We start from the raw sequence: 13,985 nt of genomic DNA on the forward strand, positions 1-13,985 counted from the left end.
CGACCTGGAGGAGGCGAACCGGTGCGCGTGTACCTGCCGGCCACGACGACCGTGCTGCAGCGGTTGCTCGACGAGGGCCGACTGGAGGGACCGCACACGGTCTTCACGGTCACCCCGCAGCTGCGGGACTTCTACGAACTGAGCGACGACGCCGAGGAGCTGGAGTACGCGGCCCTGCTCGCGGCGGCGCGGGCGAGTCTCCGGTTGTTGGACGTCGACCCGCTGGCCGCCCGCCGCCGGGTGGTGCTCGCTGCGGACGTCCCGGAGACCTCGGTGACCCCCATCCAGGACGAGGGGGCCGACGCCGGTGCCGCCCGCACCACGGCCGACCTGGCCACCTCCGACATCGCCAGTGCGCTCATCGACGGGGCCGAGGCGGAGGCGGACGTCCGCGCGGCGACCGCCGTCGTGCTGGAGGCCGACCTGGGGAGCGAGGAGGCGCAGTTCGTCGTCGACCAGGCGGAGGGGCACGAGCTGGCCTGGTACGCGACCCAGGAGATCGGCCCGGCGCTCGAGCTGCTCTGACCGGTCGGTCCTCCCTCACGCGTCGACCGGCTCGTGGCGGTGCCGGGCGACCTGCACCCGGGTGACCTCCTGCGGCGTCACCAGCCAGCCCGAACCCGGCCGCGCGGGCAGCGGCGTGCGGGGCAGCCGGAGCCCGAGCAGCTCGGCGTCCCCGGGTGCCGGCCGCAGCAGCACAGCCGTGCGGCCGCGGCGCAGCGCGGCAGCCGGACCGCGGAACGCCCCGGCGACCTCCGCCGCGGTCCCGGCGCCGACGACCGCCGTCCGGCCGGGCGCGGAGCCGAGCGCGGTGAGCACGTCGCCGACCTCGTCGGAGAGCGAGCTCAGGTCGTCGGCGAGCACGAGGACCCGGCGTTCCTCGTGCCGGGCCAGCCAGCTGCGCACCCCTGCGGCGTCCGTGCTCGACAGCTGAGCGCAGGCGGGCTGCGGCCGACCGTCGGCCGCTGGGCTCTCCGCGGTGAGCGGCGCGGGGGTCGGCTCGGAGACCAGCGTCAGGACGGCGGCCCCGGCCGACCGGCCGTGCGCGCCGAAGGCCCGCAGGGCGCTGGAGCGGCCGCTGCCCGGAGGCCCGACCACCAGCAGGCCGCCGGTGCGCGCGAGGTCCACGCCGACCGCCGCACCGGCGTCGCCGCCGGGGCCGATGGGCAACCACCACGTCCGGTGTCCGTCACCGGCCTGTCCGGCGATGGTGGAGGTCGGGCCGGCAAGCGGGAGGCGCGGGTCGTCGGGCAGCTCGACCACCCGTACGGGCGGTGGGCACGGTGCGCCCGGCGGGTCGACGGCGGGCACCAGTGGAGTGCGGGGCAGCGCCAGCTGGCACTCGGCGGCCTCCTCGCCGACCAGGGCGCGCCCGGGCGGGCGGTGGCCGGGCACCGCCCGCCCGGCCACGCCGGCCACCGCGTAGTCGGCCCGGTCGGGCAGCGGCAGCACCAGGCGTTCGCGGACAGCGCCGGCCAGCCGGCCACCGGGGACGGCGCGCTCGGCGGTGAGTGCGACGGTCAGGCCGACGGCGGCGCCGTCCCGCGCGAGCCGCAGCAGCGCCGCCGCACCGATGGCGGGGTCGGCGGCCTCCAGTTGTGCGGCCACGCTCTCGTAGCCGTCGACCAGCAGGAGGAGGTGCGGTCCGTGGTGCCCCTCATCGCCGCCACCGCCACCGCCACGGCGCCGGTCCACCTCCTCGGTCAGGCGCGCCAGCAGCCGCACCGTGCGGTGCGCGTCGTCCCGGCCGACGGCCGTGCCCGTGTGCAGCAGGCCGCGGGCCAGCCCCGCGAGGCTCCCGCCGCCGTGGTCGAGCACGTGCACCTGCAGGCGCCCGGGCGGCAGGTGGTGGACCGCCTCGCCCAGCACGGTGCGCAGCGCGGTGGTCCGCCCACTCCGGGGGCCACCCACCACCAACCAGCCGCCACCGGTGGCCAGGTCCAGCTCCAGCGGGGTCTGCAGCTGCGTGTCGGGGGAGTCGCGCAGGCCGAGCCGGAGCCGGGACGCCGGTGCCCCCGACGACCAGCGGTCGAGAGCGGCGGCGGGGAGCTCGTCGGGCAGCGGGGGGAGCCAGGGGCGGTGCGGCGGGCTGATCCCGTCCGCCCGCGCCCGCTCCGCGAGTGCCCGGACCAGCCGCTGCAGGTCACTGGGGCCTTCGCCGCCGCCCGGTTCCCCGGGCTGCGATGGACCTGGCCGTGGCGGCCACGGACGCCGGGCGACGGTCAGCGGTGCCACGGTCGGCGCCGACCGGCCGGAGACCTGCGCCACCTGCAGGAGCACGGCCGGCCCGTTGCCGGTCCGCAGGTAGGCCCGGCCCGGACGGTCGGGGGGCAGGTGCGCGGGCAGAGTGCTGCCGAGCACGTCCCGGGCGTCGCCCTCGTCCGTGGTCCGCAGGCAGATCCGCAGCGAGCAGTTCGCCCGGATCTCCGGGCTCACCACACCGGCCGGGCGCTGCGTGGCCAGCACCAGGTGCACGCCGAGCGACCGGCCGCGCTGGGCGATGCCCACCAGGCCGCTGACGAAGGCCGGGAGCTCCTCGGCCAGGGTGGCGAACTCGTCGACCACGATCACCAGGCGGCTGGCGGCGACCGGCACCGGCAGCGAGGCGAGGTCCCGCACGCCGTGCTCGGCCAGCAGGCGTTCCCGGCGGGTCAGCTCCGCCGACAGGGACCGCAGCGCCCGCGCCGTGGACTGGGGGTCCAGGTCGGTCAGCAACCCCACCGTGTGCGGGAGCGCCGCCGCCTCCCCGAAGGCCGCTCCGCCCTTGTAGTCGATCAGCAGGAAGCTGCACCGGTCCGGCGGATGGTGCTGGGCCAGGCTGGCCACCAGGGTCTGCAGCAGCTCCGACTTGCCCGCGCCGGTGGTGCCGGCGATGAGTGCGTGCGGGCCGTCGGCGACCAGGTCGATCCCCACCGGCCCGTCGCCGGCGACGCCCACCGTGGCCAGGAGGCGGCTGCGCACCCGGTCCCAGGCGCCGGACACCTGCTCGTGGCCCGGGTCCAGCCGGAGCCCGGAGGCCGGGAGGTCGAGCAGTCGGGCCGCGTCGGGCAGCTCACCGGCGGACGCCGGGACGGCGAGCCGGGCCAGGTCCCGCGCGATCCGGTCGGCCGTCGCCGGGCCGACCGCGTCCAGGTCGACGAGCCGCTCCTGGTCGGCGCCGGGCAGTCGCAACCGGCCTCCGGTGCCGGTCTCCCCGGCGACCTGGAGACGGGCCAGCGCCGGCAGCGGGAGGGCGGCCTCGGACCCGGCCACCTCCAGCCACACGGCCCGTTCGCCCGCCCGCGCGACCAGGGCTGCGGTCGCCTGGTCGACCGGCCCGTCCAGCACGACCAGCGTCCGGGGCTCGGCGTCGGCTCCCGCGGTCGGGGCGCCGGACAGCACGGCCAGCAGCCGGTCGGGGACGGGCTCGCCCGGGACGACCACCCCCTGCAGGTGCGGCAGCCAGCGGCACCACCGCCAGTCCGCGAGCTCGGGCTGGCCGCTCACGAGCACGATCCGCAGGCCCGCCGGAGGGGTCAGCACGGCCAGCTGGCAGACCAGTGCGCGCGCCACGCCGAGGACTGCCGGCCGCGGCCCCACGACCCCCAGACCCGTCCCGGTGGGCAGCGGCAGCGCCACCGGCAGGTGCTCGGCCAGGACGGCGGAACGGTTCCCGCCGGGCTCGGCGGTGGTGACGGTGGTGGCGCCCGGACCCGTGCCCAGCCGCACGCTGAGCGGGGCGGCGGCGCTGCTCCGGGACCACAACGGGCTGCTGCGCCGACGCGCCGCGGCAGCCAGCAGGGCGAGGTCGGGGTGCTCGGCCTCCTGTGCCGCGCGGTGCGCCGCGACCGCACGGCTGAGCTCGGCATCGGCCCGGGCGAGCGCCACGGCGTGCTCGGCGACCTCCCGGCGGTGGCCGCGGCGGCCGGACAGTCGGTCCGACGACCAGTTGGCCACGGCGACGACCGGGCTCAGCAGGGCGAAGAAGAGGAAGTGCGGTGTGGCCAGGAGCCAGGCCATCAGCACCCCGCCGAACGCCGGGAGCGCGACGGCGACCCAGCCCAGCCGTCGCCGTGACGGCTCGGACGGGGGCGTCGGCCGGAGCACCGTCGTGCTCCCCGGAGCAGGCGGGGTCATCGGGAGAGGACGGACGTGCACCCGCCCCGCCGGCGCGGCGGCGCACTCCAGACCGGCGCCACGGGGGCCGGTCAGCCGCAGAGCGCTGGCACCCACCCGGAGCGTCGAGTCGACCGGCCACTCCTGCGCATCGGCACCCACGGGGGTGGTCGCACCGGAGCGGTCGGTCATCGTGGTGCCGTTGGAGGAGCCCAGGTCGGCGACCGTGACCCGGCCCTCGGCCACGGACACGACGACGTGACGTCGCGAGACGTCCAGGTCCTCGAGCGTCAGCCCGCAGGCCGCGCCGCGGCCGACGACCAGCACCCCCTTGCCGAGCGCGACGGTACGGCCGGCGTCGGCTCCCGCCACGACGTGTAGCTCGAGTGCGCCGCCGTCGGCCGGGTCGCGGGGGCCGGGGCGGCCCCACCCGAGCAGCGCGCCGTGGCGCAGGGCCTCCGACGTCAGCGGGGTGCTGGCCGGCAGGGCGCTCGACCCGGACCACAGCTGGGCCGGGGGGAGGCGGAGCCGGTCGGACAGGCACGCCTGGACGTCGCCGAGCACGGCCTCCTCGGGTGCCCGTACCTCGACGTCGAGGACGCCGTCGGGCGCCTGCAGCGTCCAGCAGCGGGCGGTGTGCTCGCCGGGCGTCGACGTCATGCGGGACACCGCACCGGGGACCTGACCACCCGGTGATGGTGCCGGTGGCCGACGCGGTCGCGGGGGTCTCGATCGACATCTGTGGACGACCGGGTGGGCTGTGGACAGCCGCGGTCGCGCGCGCCGCGGCGGCCCTACGTTCGGACCCGCCGGGACGTCCCCGGCAGCTGAGGAGAAGTCATGAAGGTCGACATCGCGACGCTGGACACGATGGCAGGGCGGTGCCGGGCGGAGGCCGCCGACACCTCGGCCCGGCACGCGACGCTGTCCGCCGGGATCAACAGCTCGGTGCTGGAGGGCTGGACCGACAGTCAGGCCGCGGTGCAGTTCAGCGAGCTCTACGAGAAGTGGCGGCTGTCCAGTCAGGGGGTGAGCGAGGCGCTCACCGGCATGGGGCAGCTGCTCACCAGCGTCTCCTCGGCCTACCAGCAGCACGAGGCCGAGATGGCCGCCCGGATCGGTGCCATGCTCTGACGCCGGCGCGGCACAGCGCAGCCGCCGGTCGGGCGGGTCAGCCTGGGGCGGGGGTCCCGGGCACCGCCGGCAGTCCGGCCGGGCTGTCGCGGCGCTGGAGCACCGTCAGTCGCTCCCACGGCAGGATCGACAGGATCGCGACGCAGTGCGGCAGGAAGATGATCGTGACCCCGGCGTAGACCATCGCGTGGAAGCCGAGCAGGAAGAGCACCAGCCCGATCCGGGCCCGGTCGGTGCGCACCAGCAGGATCAGCGGTGCCGCCAGCTCGAGCCCGATCATCACCCACTGCACCGTCGGCAGCAGCCAGGCCACGTCCAGAGTCCACATCGACAGGTCGGTGCCCCGGCGGACCAGCGCGCGGGTCAGCGTGGCACCGGTCGCCCAGTCCCAGCCGCCGAACCGGATCTTCGCCCAGGCGGCGAGGAAGTAGGTGAGCATCACGGTGACCAGCACGGCCGCCATCGCGAACCCGGCGGCCTCCGAGGAGCGCCGGTCCCGCAGCCGCGCCCGCCCGATCGTCGGCAACACCGCCAGGGCGACCAGGAAGGCGATCCGGTCGTGGTCGACCTTCCCGTAGCTCATCGCGATGACCATCCACTCCGAGTAGAGGAGGAAGACGGCGAGGCCGAGCAGCCGTGGCGCCCGGCCGGTGGCGGCGGCCACCGCGGCGATCACCAGCGCCCACTGGACGACCAGCACGAGGGTGTGCGTCGGGGTGGGCAGGTTCAGCAGCCGGCCGATGAGCAGCGGCGCGTACCAGTCGGTGGGCACGTCGGCGTGGGCGCGCACCCACGCCGTGGTCAGGAAGACGTCGACCGGGATGAACAGGTAGGCGATGGCCCGGAAGACCGCGATCCGGGCCAGCGGCACCGGGCGGAACCACCAGCGGGGCGTGCCGGGGACGGCCGGCGCCACCTCCGGGCGCACCGGCGCGGCAGTGCCTGGGGTGGTCGCTGCGGTGCTCACTCGCCGTCCTCCAGCTGGTACTCGATCAGCACCTGGTCGGTGACGTCGCCGGTCCGCTGGCCGCCCTCGAGGTCGATGCGGCGCTGCACGACCTGCACCTCCACCAGCTCCTCGGCGGCGGGGTTGCGCTCGGCGTAGGAGTCGGCGAGGAGCCCGAGCAACGAGGGGTCCTCGTGGATCCGGGGCAGCTGACCCTCGAACTCGGCCCGGCGCAGCCCCACCTCACCCCCGGAGAGGCGGACCTCCTCGCCCGCGGCGGTCAGCCCGACCACCCGGGTCGAGACGACCGGGGTGTCGGGGTTCGCGCGGGTGGAGTACATCCGGAACGGACCGAAGGGGAAGGTGTCGTCGTCCCCCCACACCGTGCCGGCCAGCAGCAGGGCCAGCACGATCGCGGCCGCGGCCAGTCGGGCGCGCCGCCCACCCGGGGTCAGGCGCTCGACCTCGGCCTCGGCGGGCAGCTCAGGGGCGGACTGCAGGGGCACCGGGTCATCGTAGGATCGGCGCCCGTCCAGACGGGTCATCGTCGCTCCGTGGCGGGCAGCCGGGCGCACGCGTGCACCCGGCCGCCCCGGCAGTCCCACCTGCGTCGTCCGTCACCCGATGTCGACCAGCGGGAGCAGCCAGATGCAGTTCGGCCGGTACTACGAGGAGTTCGAGGTCGGCGCCACCTACAAGCACTGGCCCGGCAAGACCGTCACCGAGTACGACGACCACCTGTTCTGCCTGCTCACCATGAACCACCACCCGCTGCACCTGGACGCCCACTACGCCGCGGAGACCACCGACTTCGGCAAGAACGTCGTCGTCGGCAACTACGTCTACTCGCTGCTGCTCGGCATGAGCGTCCCCGACGTCTCCGGCAAGGCGATCGCCAACCTCGAGGTCGAGTCGCTCAAGCACGTCGCGCCGACCTTCCACGGCGACACGATCTACGGCGAGACCACCGTGCTGGACAAGACCGAGTCCCGCTCCAAGGACGACCGCGGCGTCGTCCACGTCGAGACGATCGGCTACAAGCAGGACGGCACCGTGGTCTGCGTCTTCCGCCGGAAGGTCATGGTGCCCAAGCGGTCCTACGGCGAGGCCCGCGGCGGGGAGCAGCCCGGGCGTCCCGAGCCCGTCCGTCGGTGACCGGCCCCGGGCACCCCGTGCCGGCGGACGCCGCCGGCCACCGCGACGGCGGAGAGGGCGGTGGGTGATGGACCCGATCTCGGTCCTCGTCGGGGTGGGGGCGGTGCTGCTGGGGCAGGCCATCGGCTACGTGCAGGGGCGCCGCCACCGGGCCCCCAAGCCGATCCAGGCGATCTGCGGGTGCGGTCACGGCATGTCGATGCACAACGCGGAGACCGGGCGGTGCCACGGGATGATGAACGGCGACCCGCTCAAGTACGACTCCGACAAGGAGCCCACCGCGTTCAAGCAGGTCCCGTGCACCTGCCAGCGGTACGTCGGGCCGCTCCCCATCGACCAGGTGTTCTCACCGCCCCTGCTGCCGCCGTCGGACTCGAGGTGAGTCCGGCTCGGGGTGCGCGCGAGCTCAGTGGGGGAGCACGCCCCAGCCGGAGAGCGCGGTGAGCACGCCGGGCGCCATCTCCAGCGCGGTCAGCCCGGCGGCGTCCACGAAGGCGGCGTCGTCGGCGTCGTCCCCGGCCACCGGCTGTGGCTCGGGCTCGACCACGGTGCACAGCCAGTCGGTGACGGTGAAGACGACGCCGTCCCCGTCGATCCGGACGTGGCCCAGCACCCGCACCGGGCGCACCTCCAGCCCGGTCTCCTCGGCGGTCTCCCGCACGACGGCGTCGGCCTCGGACTCGCCGGGTTCCACCCGCCCGCCCGGCACCGACCACAGGCCCGCACTGGGGGCGTGACCCCGGCGGATCAGCAGCAACCGGCCTCGCGCGTCGTGCACCACGGCGCCGACACACGCCACCTCCGGCCGCAGGTCGCCCACCTCGGCGAGCCTACGGGCGGCCGGTGACCCGGTGCCCGGGACGGCGGGACGCTGAGGCGATGCTTGACGAACCCACGGCAGAACAGGACGGTGAGCGGCGATGAGTGTCTCCCCGGTGTGCCCGCGCTGCGGCGAGGCGCTGGTCGTCCGCCCCGGCTCGGCCGACGAGGGCTGGTGCCACGTGCACGCAGCCGTCACCCCGCTGCACCACACCGCCGTGGTCGCCCACGACGCGATCAGTGCGGTGTGCGCCGATGCCCGGGTGCCGGCCTGGGTGCCCGACCCGATGCCCGGCGGGTGGGCGGTCACCGGGCTGGCCTGGGGCGGTGAGCCCGGGGCCCGGGCGATCGTCGTCGCCTGCGCCGGCCCGGCCCCGCTCGGCGGCTCGGCCGAACTGGTGCTCGTGGCCGAGGAGCCCGGCACCGGCCTGGGCTGCGGCTACGCGGGGCTGCCCGGCGTCGACCCGGGCGAGCTCGTCGGCGGCCCCTCCACCGTCGCGGTCGAGGCCGCCGGGCAGCGGGTGCCGCTGTGGCTGGTCCCGGTCGGCGACGACCGCGCCGCCTACGTCGGGGAGGCCCACGGGGTCTGGCTGTGGCTGGTCACCTGGCCGGCGTCGGCTGCCTGGTTGCTGGCCGAGGACCTCTCCCTGCTCGACCTCCGCGACCGGGTCTACCCCGACCTCCCGCTCGGCCCGATGACCGATCGGCTGCTGCCCGGCCGGTGAGCGGGCGGTGACGAACCGGCCGGTGTGGATCCGTTCGACACGTGGTCGGCGTGGCGAGTGGTGTTCCGGGCGGGGCTGCTGTTACTCATGGGACGCGGTCCAGACGGCCGTCGTGGTGCACTGCCGTCGGCCCGCTCGCCCGGTCGCCGTCGAGTCCGCCTGGCCACCTGAGGAAGGGAAACGGTGCGACCTTGCTGAAGAAGGTGCTCACCTGGCTGGCCATCGCGTTCGTGGTCTTCTACGTGATCCAGCGACCCGAGGATGCGGCCGGCATCGTGCGCAGCGCCGGCGGCGCCCTCAGTGACGCGGCCGGCTCGCTGTCGGCCTTCGTGGAATCCCTGGTCTAGCCCGGCCGTGTCCGGCGCCCGTACCCGGCGGCCCCGCTGGGGCAAGGACGCCGAGAAGTACCTGCTCCCCGACGAGCCACCGGTGATCGCCACCCGCCGTCACCCGGCGGTGCTGGCGCGCCCCCTGGCCCGGGGCGTCCCGGCCCTCGTGGTCGGGGTGTGGGTGCTGCAGCTCGACCTGGACAACGCGGGGGCCGGGGCCGTCGTCGGCCTGCTCGTCGTGCTCGGCGCGCTGGGCTACCTCGGGCTGCACATCGGTGAGTGGTGGGTGCGGCACTTCCTGATCACCCGCCGGCGGGTGCTGATGACGTCGGGGGTGATCATCCGGACCGTCGCGGTCATGCCCCTGCGCCGGATCACCGACCTGACCTGGAAGGAGACCTTCTGGGGTCAGGTGCTGGGCTACGGCACCTTCCGCTTCGAGTCCGCCGGGCAGGCGCAGGGCCTGGACGAGATCACCTACCTGCCGCACGCGAAGGCGCTGTACAAGCGGCTGTCGGAGCTGATGTTCGGCTCTGACTTCTCCACCAACCCGGTGAGCTCCGACGAGGACGCCGAGGGGTCGATGAGCGCCGACGACCGGGGGGACGGCGAGGCCCCCGAACAGCACATGCCACCACCGCTGACGTCGGGGCGCGGGCACGACACCGCCCCGATCCCACGCACCCGCCCGCCGTCCTGACCGGTCCACCCGACCACCCTGCGGCGGGCCCCGCGCCGGTGCGGCAGGCTGGGGGCGTGCGCATCGACCTGCACACCCACTCCTCGGTCTCCGACGGCACCGACAGCCCCGCCGCCCTGATCGCCACCGCGGCCGCGGCCGGGCTCGACGTCGTCGCCCTCACCGACCACGACACGACGGCAGGCTGGGCCCGGGCCGAGGAGGCGCGCCCGCCGGGGCTGACGCTCGTGCCGGGGATGGAGATGTCCTGCCGGTACTTCCCCGCCGGGGGGTCGCCGATCAGCGTGCACCTGCTGGCGTACCTGTTCGACCCGCTGCACCCGGCCTTCGCCGCCGAGCGGGTACGGCTGCGCGAGGAGCGGCTGAGCCGGGGGGAGCGGATCGTCACCGCGCTCGCCGCCGACGGCTACCCGGTCGTCTGGGCGGAGATCGTCGCCCGCAGCGAGGGCGGGGTGGTCGGGCGGCCGCACGTGGCCCGGGCGCTGGTCGAGGCGGGCGTGGTCGACTCGGTCGACCACGCCTTCGGCACGCTGCTGCACCACGGAAGCCCCTACTACGCGGCCAAGGCCGACACCGACGTGCTCGACGGCATCCGGTTGGTCCGCGCCGCGGGCGGGGTGCCGGTGTTCGCCCACGGCCTGGCGACGAAGCGGGGCCGGGTGGTCGGCGACGACGCGATCGCCGAGATGGTCGCCGCCGGGCTGCTCGGCCTGGAGGTCGAGCACCCCGACCACACGCCCGACCAGCGGGCGTACCTGCGTGCCCTGGCCACCGGGCTGGGCCTGATCCAGACCGGCTCCAGCGACTACCACGGCACCAACAAGCGCACCGCGATCGGCGCCTGCACCACCGACCCCGAGCAGTACGAGGCGCTGCTGGCCGCCGGCACCGGCAGCGCCGTGCTCTCCGACTGACCCTGTCGGTGGCCCCGGTTACCGTGGCGGCGTGGCGACGGAGGGAGACCGGTGAGCGACCAGCTCGAGATGCCCGGCATGCCCAAGCGGCTGTTCTCCTGCACGCCGAGCAAGCTCGCCACCTTCGCCGACTGCCCACGCCGGTACCGGTTCGCCTACCTCACCCGGCCGAGCCCGCCGAAGGGCCCACCGTGGGCGCACAACACCGTCGGCTCGGCGGTGCACGCGGCGCTGCGCTCGTGGTGGGAGCTGCCGGTGGAGAAGCGCACCCCGGCCGCGGCCCGGCAGCTGCTCTACAGCGGCTGGTCGCGGGCCGGCTTCCGGGACGACGAGCAGGCCGCGCAGTGGCGGGCCAGGGCCGCGGCCTGGATCACCGACTACGTGGCCGAGCTCGACCCCACCGACGAGCCGGCCGGCACCGAGCGCACGGTCGGCGCCACCACCGAGGCCCTCGCCCTCTCCGGCCGGGTCGACCGGATCGACCGCCGCGGCGACGAGCTGGTCGTCGTCGACTACAAGACCGGCCGCGTCCCCAGCACCGAGGACGAGGCACGCGGGTCACCGGCACTGGCGCTGTACGTGCTGGGCGTCCGGCGCACGCTGCGCCGTCCGTGCAACCGGGTCGAGCTGCACCACCTCCCGTCGGGCACCGTCGCCGCCTTCGAGCACACCGACCGGTCGCTGGCCAACCACGTCCGCCGGGCCGAGGACATCGCCGCCGACATCGGCACCGCGACCGAGGCGCTGGCCGCGGGCGCGGACGTCGACGAGGCATTCCCGCCGATGCCCGGCCAACAGTGCAGCTGGTGCGACTTCCGCTCCAGCTGCCCGACCGGTCAGGCGGCCGCCCCGGCCCGGGAGACGTGGAGCTTCCTGCCCACCGAGCCGGTGGCGGCGGCCGAGTGAGTCAGCCTGCTGCGGAGCCGGCCGGCACGTCGGTGTAGCGGGCCGTCAGCACCTCCAGCAGGTGGCCGTCCGGGCCGCGGAAGTACAGCCGCCGTCCGCTGCCGTCGGGGTTGACCTCGCCGACCTCGCCAGGACGGCGCCCGGGCGGGTCGGCGGTGTACGGCGTCCCGTCGGCGTCGAACCGGGCGCGGACGCGGTCGAAGTGCTCCTCGCCGATCAGGAAGGCCAGGTGCAGCGGCTCCGCGGCCGGGGCGGCAGCGAAGTTCAGCACGATCGTGTCGTCGAGCTGCACGGACCGGAAGAAGCCGTCCGTGTAGGGCTCGCGGAGTTCCAGCAGGTCGACGAACCAGTCGACGCCGGCGTCCCGGTCGGTGACCGGGACGATCATGTGGTGCAGGGCAGCAGTGGGCACGGGTGCTCCGAGGGGTGAGGGACCGGCCGCACGAGGGGCCGGGGACTGCACAGTGGCGGCCGGCTCGGGGGCCGGGTTCAGGTCGTGGTGCCACCGGGATCGACACGGTGCGCGGGGTGCTGCGCCGGAGGCGGCCCGCGGGGCCGCCCGGGGGTCACGTGCGGGCCGGGTACCCGACTCGCTCACGGCTCGAGGCCGACCCGGCAGTCATGGCGGCGACCGTAGCGCCGCGAGCCGGCCGCGCACAACGCTCAGCTGCCGGCCGCACCCCGGACCGCCAGGGAGATCGCCAGGACGACCATGACGACGGCGATGCCGGCGTCGAAGACCTGCCAGGCGCGCGGGCGGGCGAACACCGGGCGCAGCAGCCGCGCGCCGTACCCGAGGCCCAGGAACCAGACCGCACTGCCCAGGGCGGCACCGGCGCCGAACCACCAGCGGCGGTCGTCGTAGGTGCTGGCCAGCGAGCCCAGCAGCACGACGGTGTCCAGGTAGACGTGCGGGTTGAGCCAGGTCAGCGCCACGGCGGTGGACACGGTGACCGCGAGCCCGGTGCGGGCGCCGGAGGCGTCGGGGAGCAGGGCGGCCGGCCGCAGCGCCCGGCGTGCGGCCAGCAGCCCGTAGACCAGCAGGAAGGCCGCCCCGGCGAAGCAGACGACGGTCACCACCCCCGGCGCCCGGGTGACCAGTGCGCCGGCACCGGCGACCCCGGCGGTGATCAGCACGACGTCGGAGAGCAGGCAGACCGCGACCACCGCGGCGACGTGCTCGCTGCGCAGCCCCTGCCGCAGGACGAGGGCGTTCTGCGCCCCGATCGCGACGATCAGCGACAGCCCGAGCCCCAGTCCGGCGGCGGCGGCGAGCAGGGCGGGGGACACGACGACCACGCTAGGTCGGGCCCGTATCGGAAGACCAGCTCACTTCCCTGATGCACCTGAAGCGTGTCTGATGGTCGCTGTGGACCTCGACCTGGCGCAGCTGAGGGCGCTGGAGGCGACCGTCACCACCGGCACGCTGGACGCCGCTGCCCGCGCCCTGCACGTGACGCCCTCGGCGATCAGCCAGCGGATCAAGGCCCTGGAGACCGCGACCGGCCGGGTGCTGCTGGTGCGCAGCCGGCCGGTGCAGCCCACCGAGTCCGGGCAGGCGCTGCTCCGGCTGGCCCGGCAGATCGACCTGCTCGCCGCCGACGCCACCCGGGAGCTGGACAGCTCGGGGCACGGTCCGGTCGCCCTGCCGATCGCGGTCAACGCCGACTCACTGGCCACCTGGGTGCTGCCCGCGCTGGCGCCGCTGGCCGGTGACCTCGTCCTCGACCTGCACCGCGCCGACCAGGCGCACACCAGCGCGCTGCTGCGGACCGGCACGGTGATGGCCGCGGTCACCGGCGACGCCGACCCGGTCGCGGGCTGCAGTTCGACCCGGCTGGGCAGCATGCGGTACCGGCCGATGGCCGCTCCTGCCTTCGCCCGGCGCTGGTTCGCCGACGGCGGGACGGCGGAGTCCCTGGCCCGGGCGCCGGTCGTCGTCTTCGACCGCAGTGACGACCTGCAGCACGCGCACCTGCGGGCCCGGGGGGTCGACCCGGCTCGCCCGCCGATGCACTTCGTGCCCTCCTCGGCCGACTTCCTCACCGCGGTGCGGCTCGGCATGGGCTGGGGCATGGTCCCCGACCTGCAGGACACCGACGGCGACCTGACGGTGCTCGACCCGGACGGCGCGGTGGACGTCGTCCTGCACTGGCAGCAGTGGCGGCTGCGGTCGCCGTCGCTGGACCGGGTGGCCGACGCCGTCCTGGCTGCCGCGCGCCGGGTGCTGGTGCCCGGGCGCCGCTGACCGGCTTGCCCGGG

At 75.7% G+C, this 13,985-nt stretch carries 16 protein-coding genes; 10 read left to right on the forward strand and 6 right to left on the reverse strand.

The features are described from left to right. Positions 1–21: 21 nt before the first annotated feature. On the forward strand, positions 22–525 hold the full coding sequence (locus O2W15_RS13170) for a DUF6912 family protein (protein WP_269179740.1): 504 nt from the start codon (positions 22–24) through the stop codon (positions 523–525). Between the two features lie 15 nt (positions 526–540). On the opposite strand, the gene O2W15_RS13175 is transcribed toward O2W15_RS13170, so the two are convergent. Beyond that, positions 541–4,755, reverse strand: a complete 4,215-nt coding sequence (locus O2W15_RS13175) for an FtsK/SpoIIIE domain-containing protein (protein WP_269179741.1) — start codon at positions 4,753–4,755, stop codon at positions 541–543. A gap of 180 nt (positions 4,756–4,935) precedes the next feature. Between O2W15_RS13175 and O2W15_RS13180 the strand changes: the two genes are divergently transcribed. After that, positions 4,936–5,229 carry a WXG100 family type VII secretion target gene (locus tag O2W15_RS13180; RefSeq protein WP_269164562.1) on the forward strand — a complete coding sequence of 98 codons (294 nt, stop codon included), beginning with the start codon at positions 4,936–4,938 and terminating at the stop codon, positions 5,227–5,229. A gap of 37 nt (positions 5,230–5,266) precedes the next feature. On the opposite strand, the gene O2W15_RS13185 is transcribed toward O2W15_RS13180, so the two are convergent. Both O2W15_RS13185 and O2W15_RS13190 read right to left on the reverse strand, forming a co-directional pair. Further along, complete coding sequence (locus tag O2W15_RS13185) at positions 5,267–6,196, reverse strand: MFS transporter permease (RefSeq protein WP_269164563.1); 930 nt, start codon at positions 6,194–6,196, stop codon at positions 5,267–5,269. Continuing rightward, positions 6,193–6,681, reverse strand: coding sequence for a hypothetical protein (locus O2W15_RS13190; RefSeq protein ID WP_269164564.1), 489 nt, complete (start codon positions 6,679–6,681; stop codon positions 6,193–6,195). The genes O2W15_RS13185 and O2W15_RS13190 overlap by 4 nt, the downstream gene beginning before the upstream one ends. 118 nt (positions 6,682–6,799) lie before the next feature. Here O2W15_RS13190 and O2W15_RS13195 point away from each other — a divergent pair, with 118 nt between their 5' ends. Beyond that, positions 6,800–7,330: a MaoC family dehydratase gene (locus tag O2W15_RS13195; protein ID WP_269179742.1), complete on the forward strand. Its 531-nt coding sequence runs from the start codon at positions 6,800–6,802 to the stop codon at positions 7,328–7,330. A 67-nt stretch (positions 7,331–7,397) separates the two neighbouring features. Then, complete coding sequence (locus O2W15_RS13200) at positions 7,398–7,712, forward strand: hypothetical protein (RefSeq protein ID WP_269164580.1); 315 nt, start codon at positions 7,398–7,400, stop codon at positions 7,710–7,712. A gap of 24 nt (positions 7,713–7,736) precedes the next feature. On the opposite strand, the gene O2W15_RS13205 is transcribed toward O2W15_RS13200, so the two are convergent. Next, positions 7,737–8,150, reverse strand: coding sequence for an NUDIX domain-containing protein (locus tag O2W15_RS13205; protein ID WP_269179743.1), 414 nt, complete (start codon positions 8,148–8,150; stop codon positions 7,737–7,739). 100 nt (positions 8,151–8,250) lie between these two features. Between O2W15_RS13205 and O2W15_RS13210 the strand changes: the two genes are divergently transcribed. The 5 genes from O2W15_RS13210 to O2W15_RS13230 all read left to right on the forward strand — a co-directional run bounded on the left by O2W15_RS13210 (position 8,251) and on the right by O2W15_RS13230 (position 11,723). Next, positions 8,251–8,874, forward strand: a complete 624-nt coding sequence (locus O2W15_RS13210; RefSeq protein ID WP_269179744.1) for a DUF6758 family protein — start codon at positions 8,251–8,253, stop codon at positions 8,872–8,874. A gap of 191 nt (positions 8,875–9,065) precedes the next feature. Continuing rightward, positions 9,066–9,221, forward strand: coding sequence for a hypothetical protein (locus O2W15_RS13215; RefSeq protein WP_269164583.1), 156 nt, complete (start codon positions 9,066–9,068; stop codon positions 9,219–9,221). Positions 9,222–9,228: 7 nt separating this feature from the next. After that, on the forward strand, positions 9,229–9,903 hold the full coding sequence (locus O2W15_RS13220; protein WP_269164584.1) for a PH domain-containing protein: 675 nt from the start codon (positions 9,229–9,231) through the stop codon (positions 9,901–9,903). Positions 9,904–9,959: 56 nt separating this feature from the next. Then, entirely contained in the window at positions 9,960–10,817 is an 858-nt protein-coding gene (locus O2W15_RS13225; protein ID WP_269179745.1) for a PHP domain-containing protein, read from the forward strand. 51 nt (positions 10,818–10,868) lie between these two features. After that, complete coding sequence (locus O2W15_RS13230; RefSeq protein WP_269179746.1) at positions 10,869–11,723, forward strand: RecB family exonuclease; 855 nt, start codon at positions 10,869–10,871, stop codon at positions 11,721–11,723. A gap of 1 nt (position 11,724) precedes the next feature. Here O2W15_RS13230 and O2W15_RS13235 read toward each other — a convergent pair whose 3' ends face one another. Both O2W15_RS13235 and O2W15_RS13240 read right to left on the reverse strand, forming a co-directional pair. Further along, positions 11,725–12,135 carry a VOC family protein gene (locus O2W15_RS13235; RefSeq protein WP_269179747.1) on the reverse strand — a complete coding sequence of 137 codons (411 nt, stop codon included), beginning with the start codon at positions 12,133–12,135 and terminating at the stop codon, positions 11,725–11,727. Between the two features lie 251 nt (positions 12,136–12,386). Continuing rightward, entirely contained in the window at positions 12,387–13,013 is a 627-nt protein-coding gene (locus O2W15_RS13240) for a LysE/ArgO family amino acid transporter (protein WP_269179748.1), read from the reverse strand. Between the two features lie 70 nt (positions 13,014–13,083). Between O2W15_RS13240 and O2W15_RS13245 the strand changes: the two genes are divergently transcribed. Next, positions 13,084–13,971, forward strand: coding sequence for a LysR family transcriptional regulator ArgP (locus O2W15_RS13245; protein ID WP_269179749.1), 888 nt, complete (start codon positions 13,084–13,086; stop codon positions 13,969–13,971). Positions 13,972–13,985: the final 14 nt, after the last annotated feature.

This window comes from Modestobacter sp. VKM Ac-2979 (genome assembly GCF_026967995.1).
Taxonomy (GTDB): Bacteria; Actinomycetota; Actinomycetes; order Mycobacteriales; family Geodermatophilaceae; genus Modestobacter.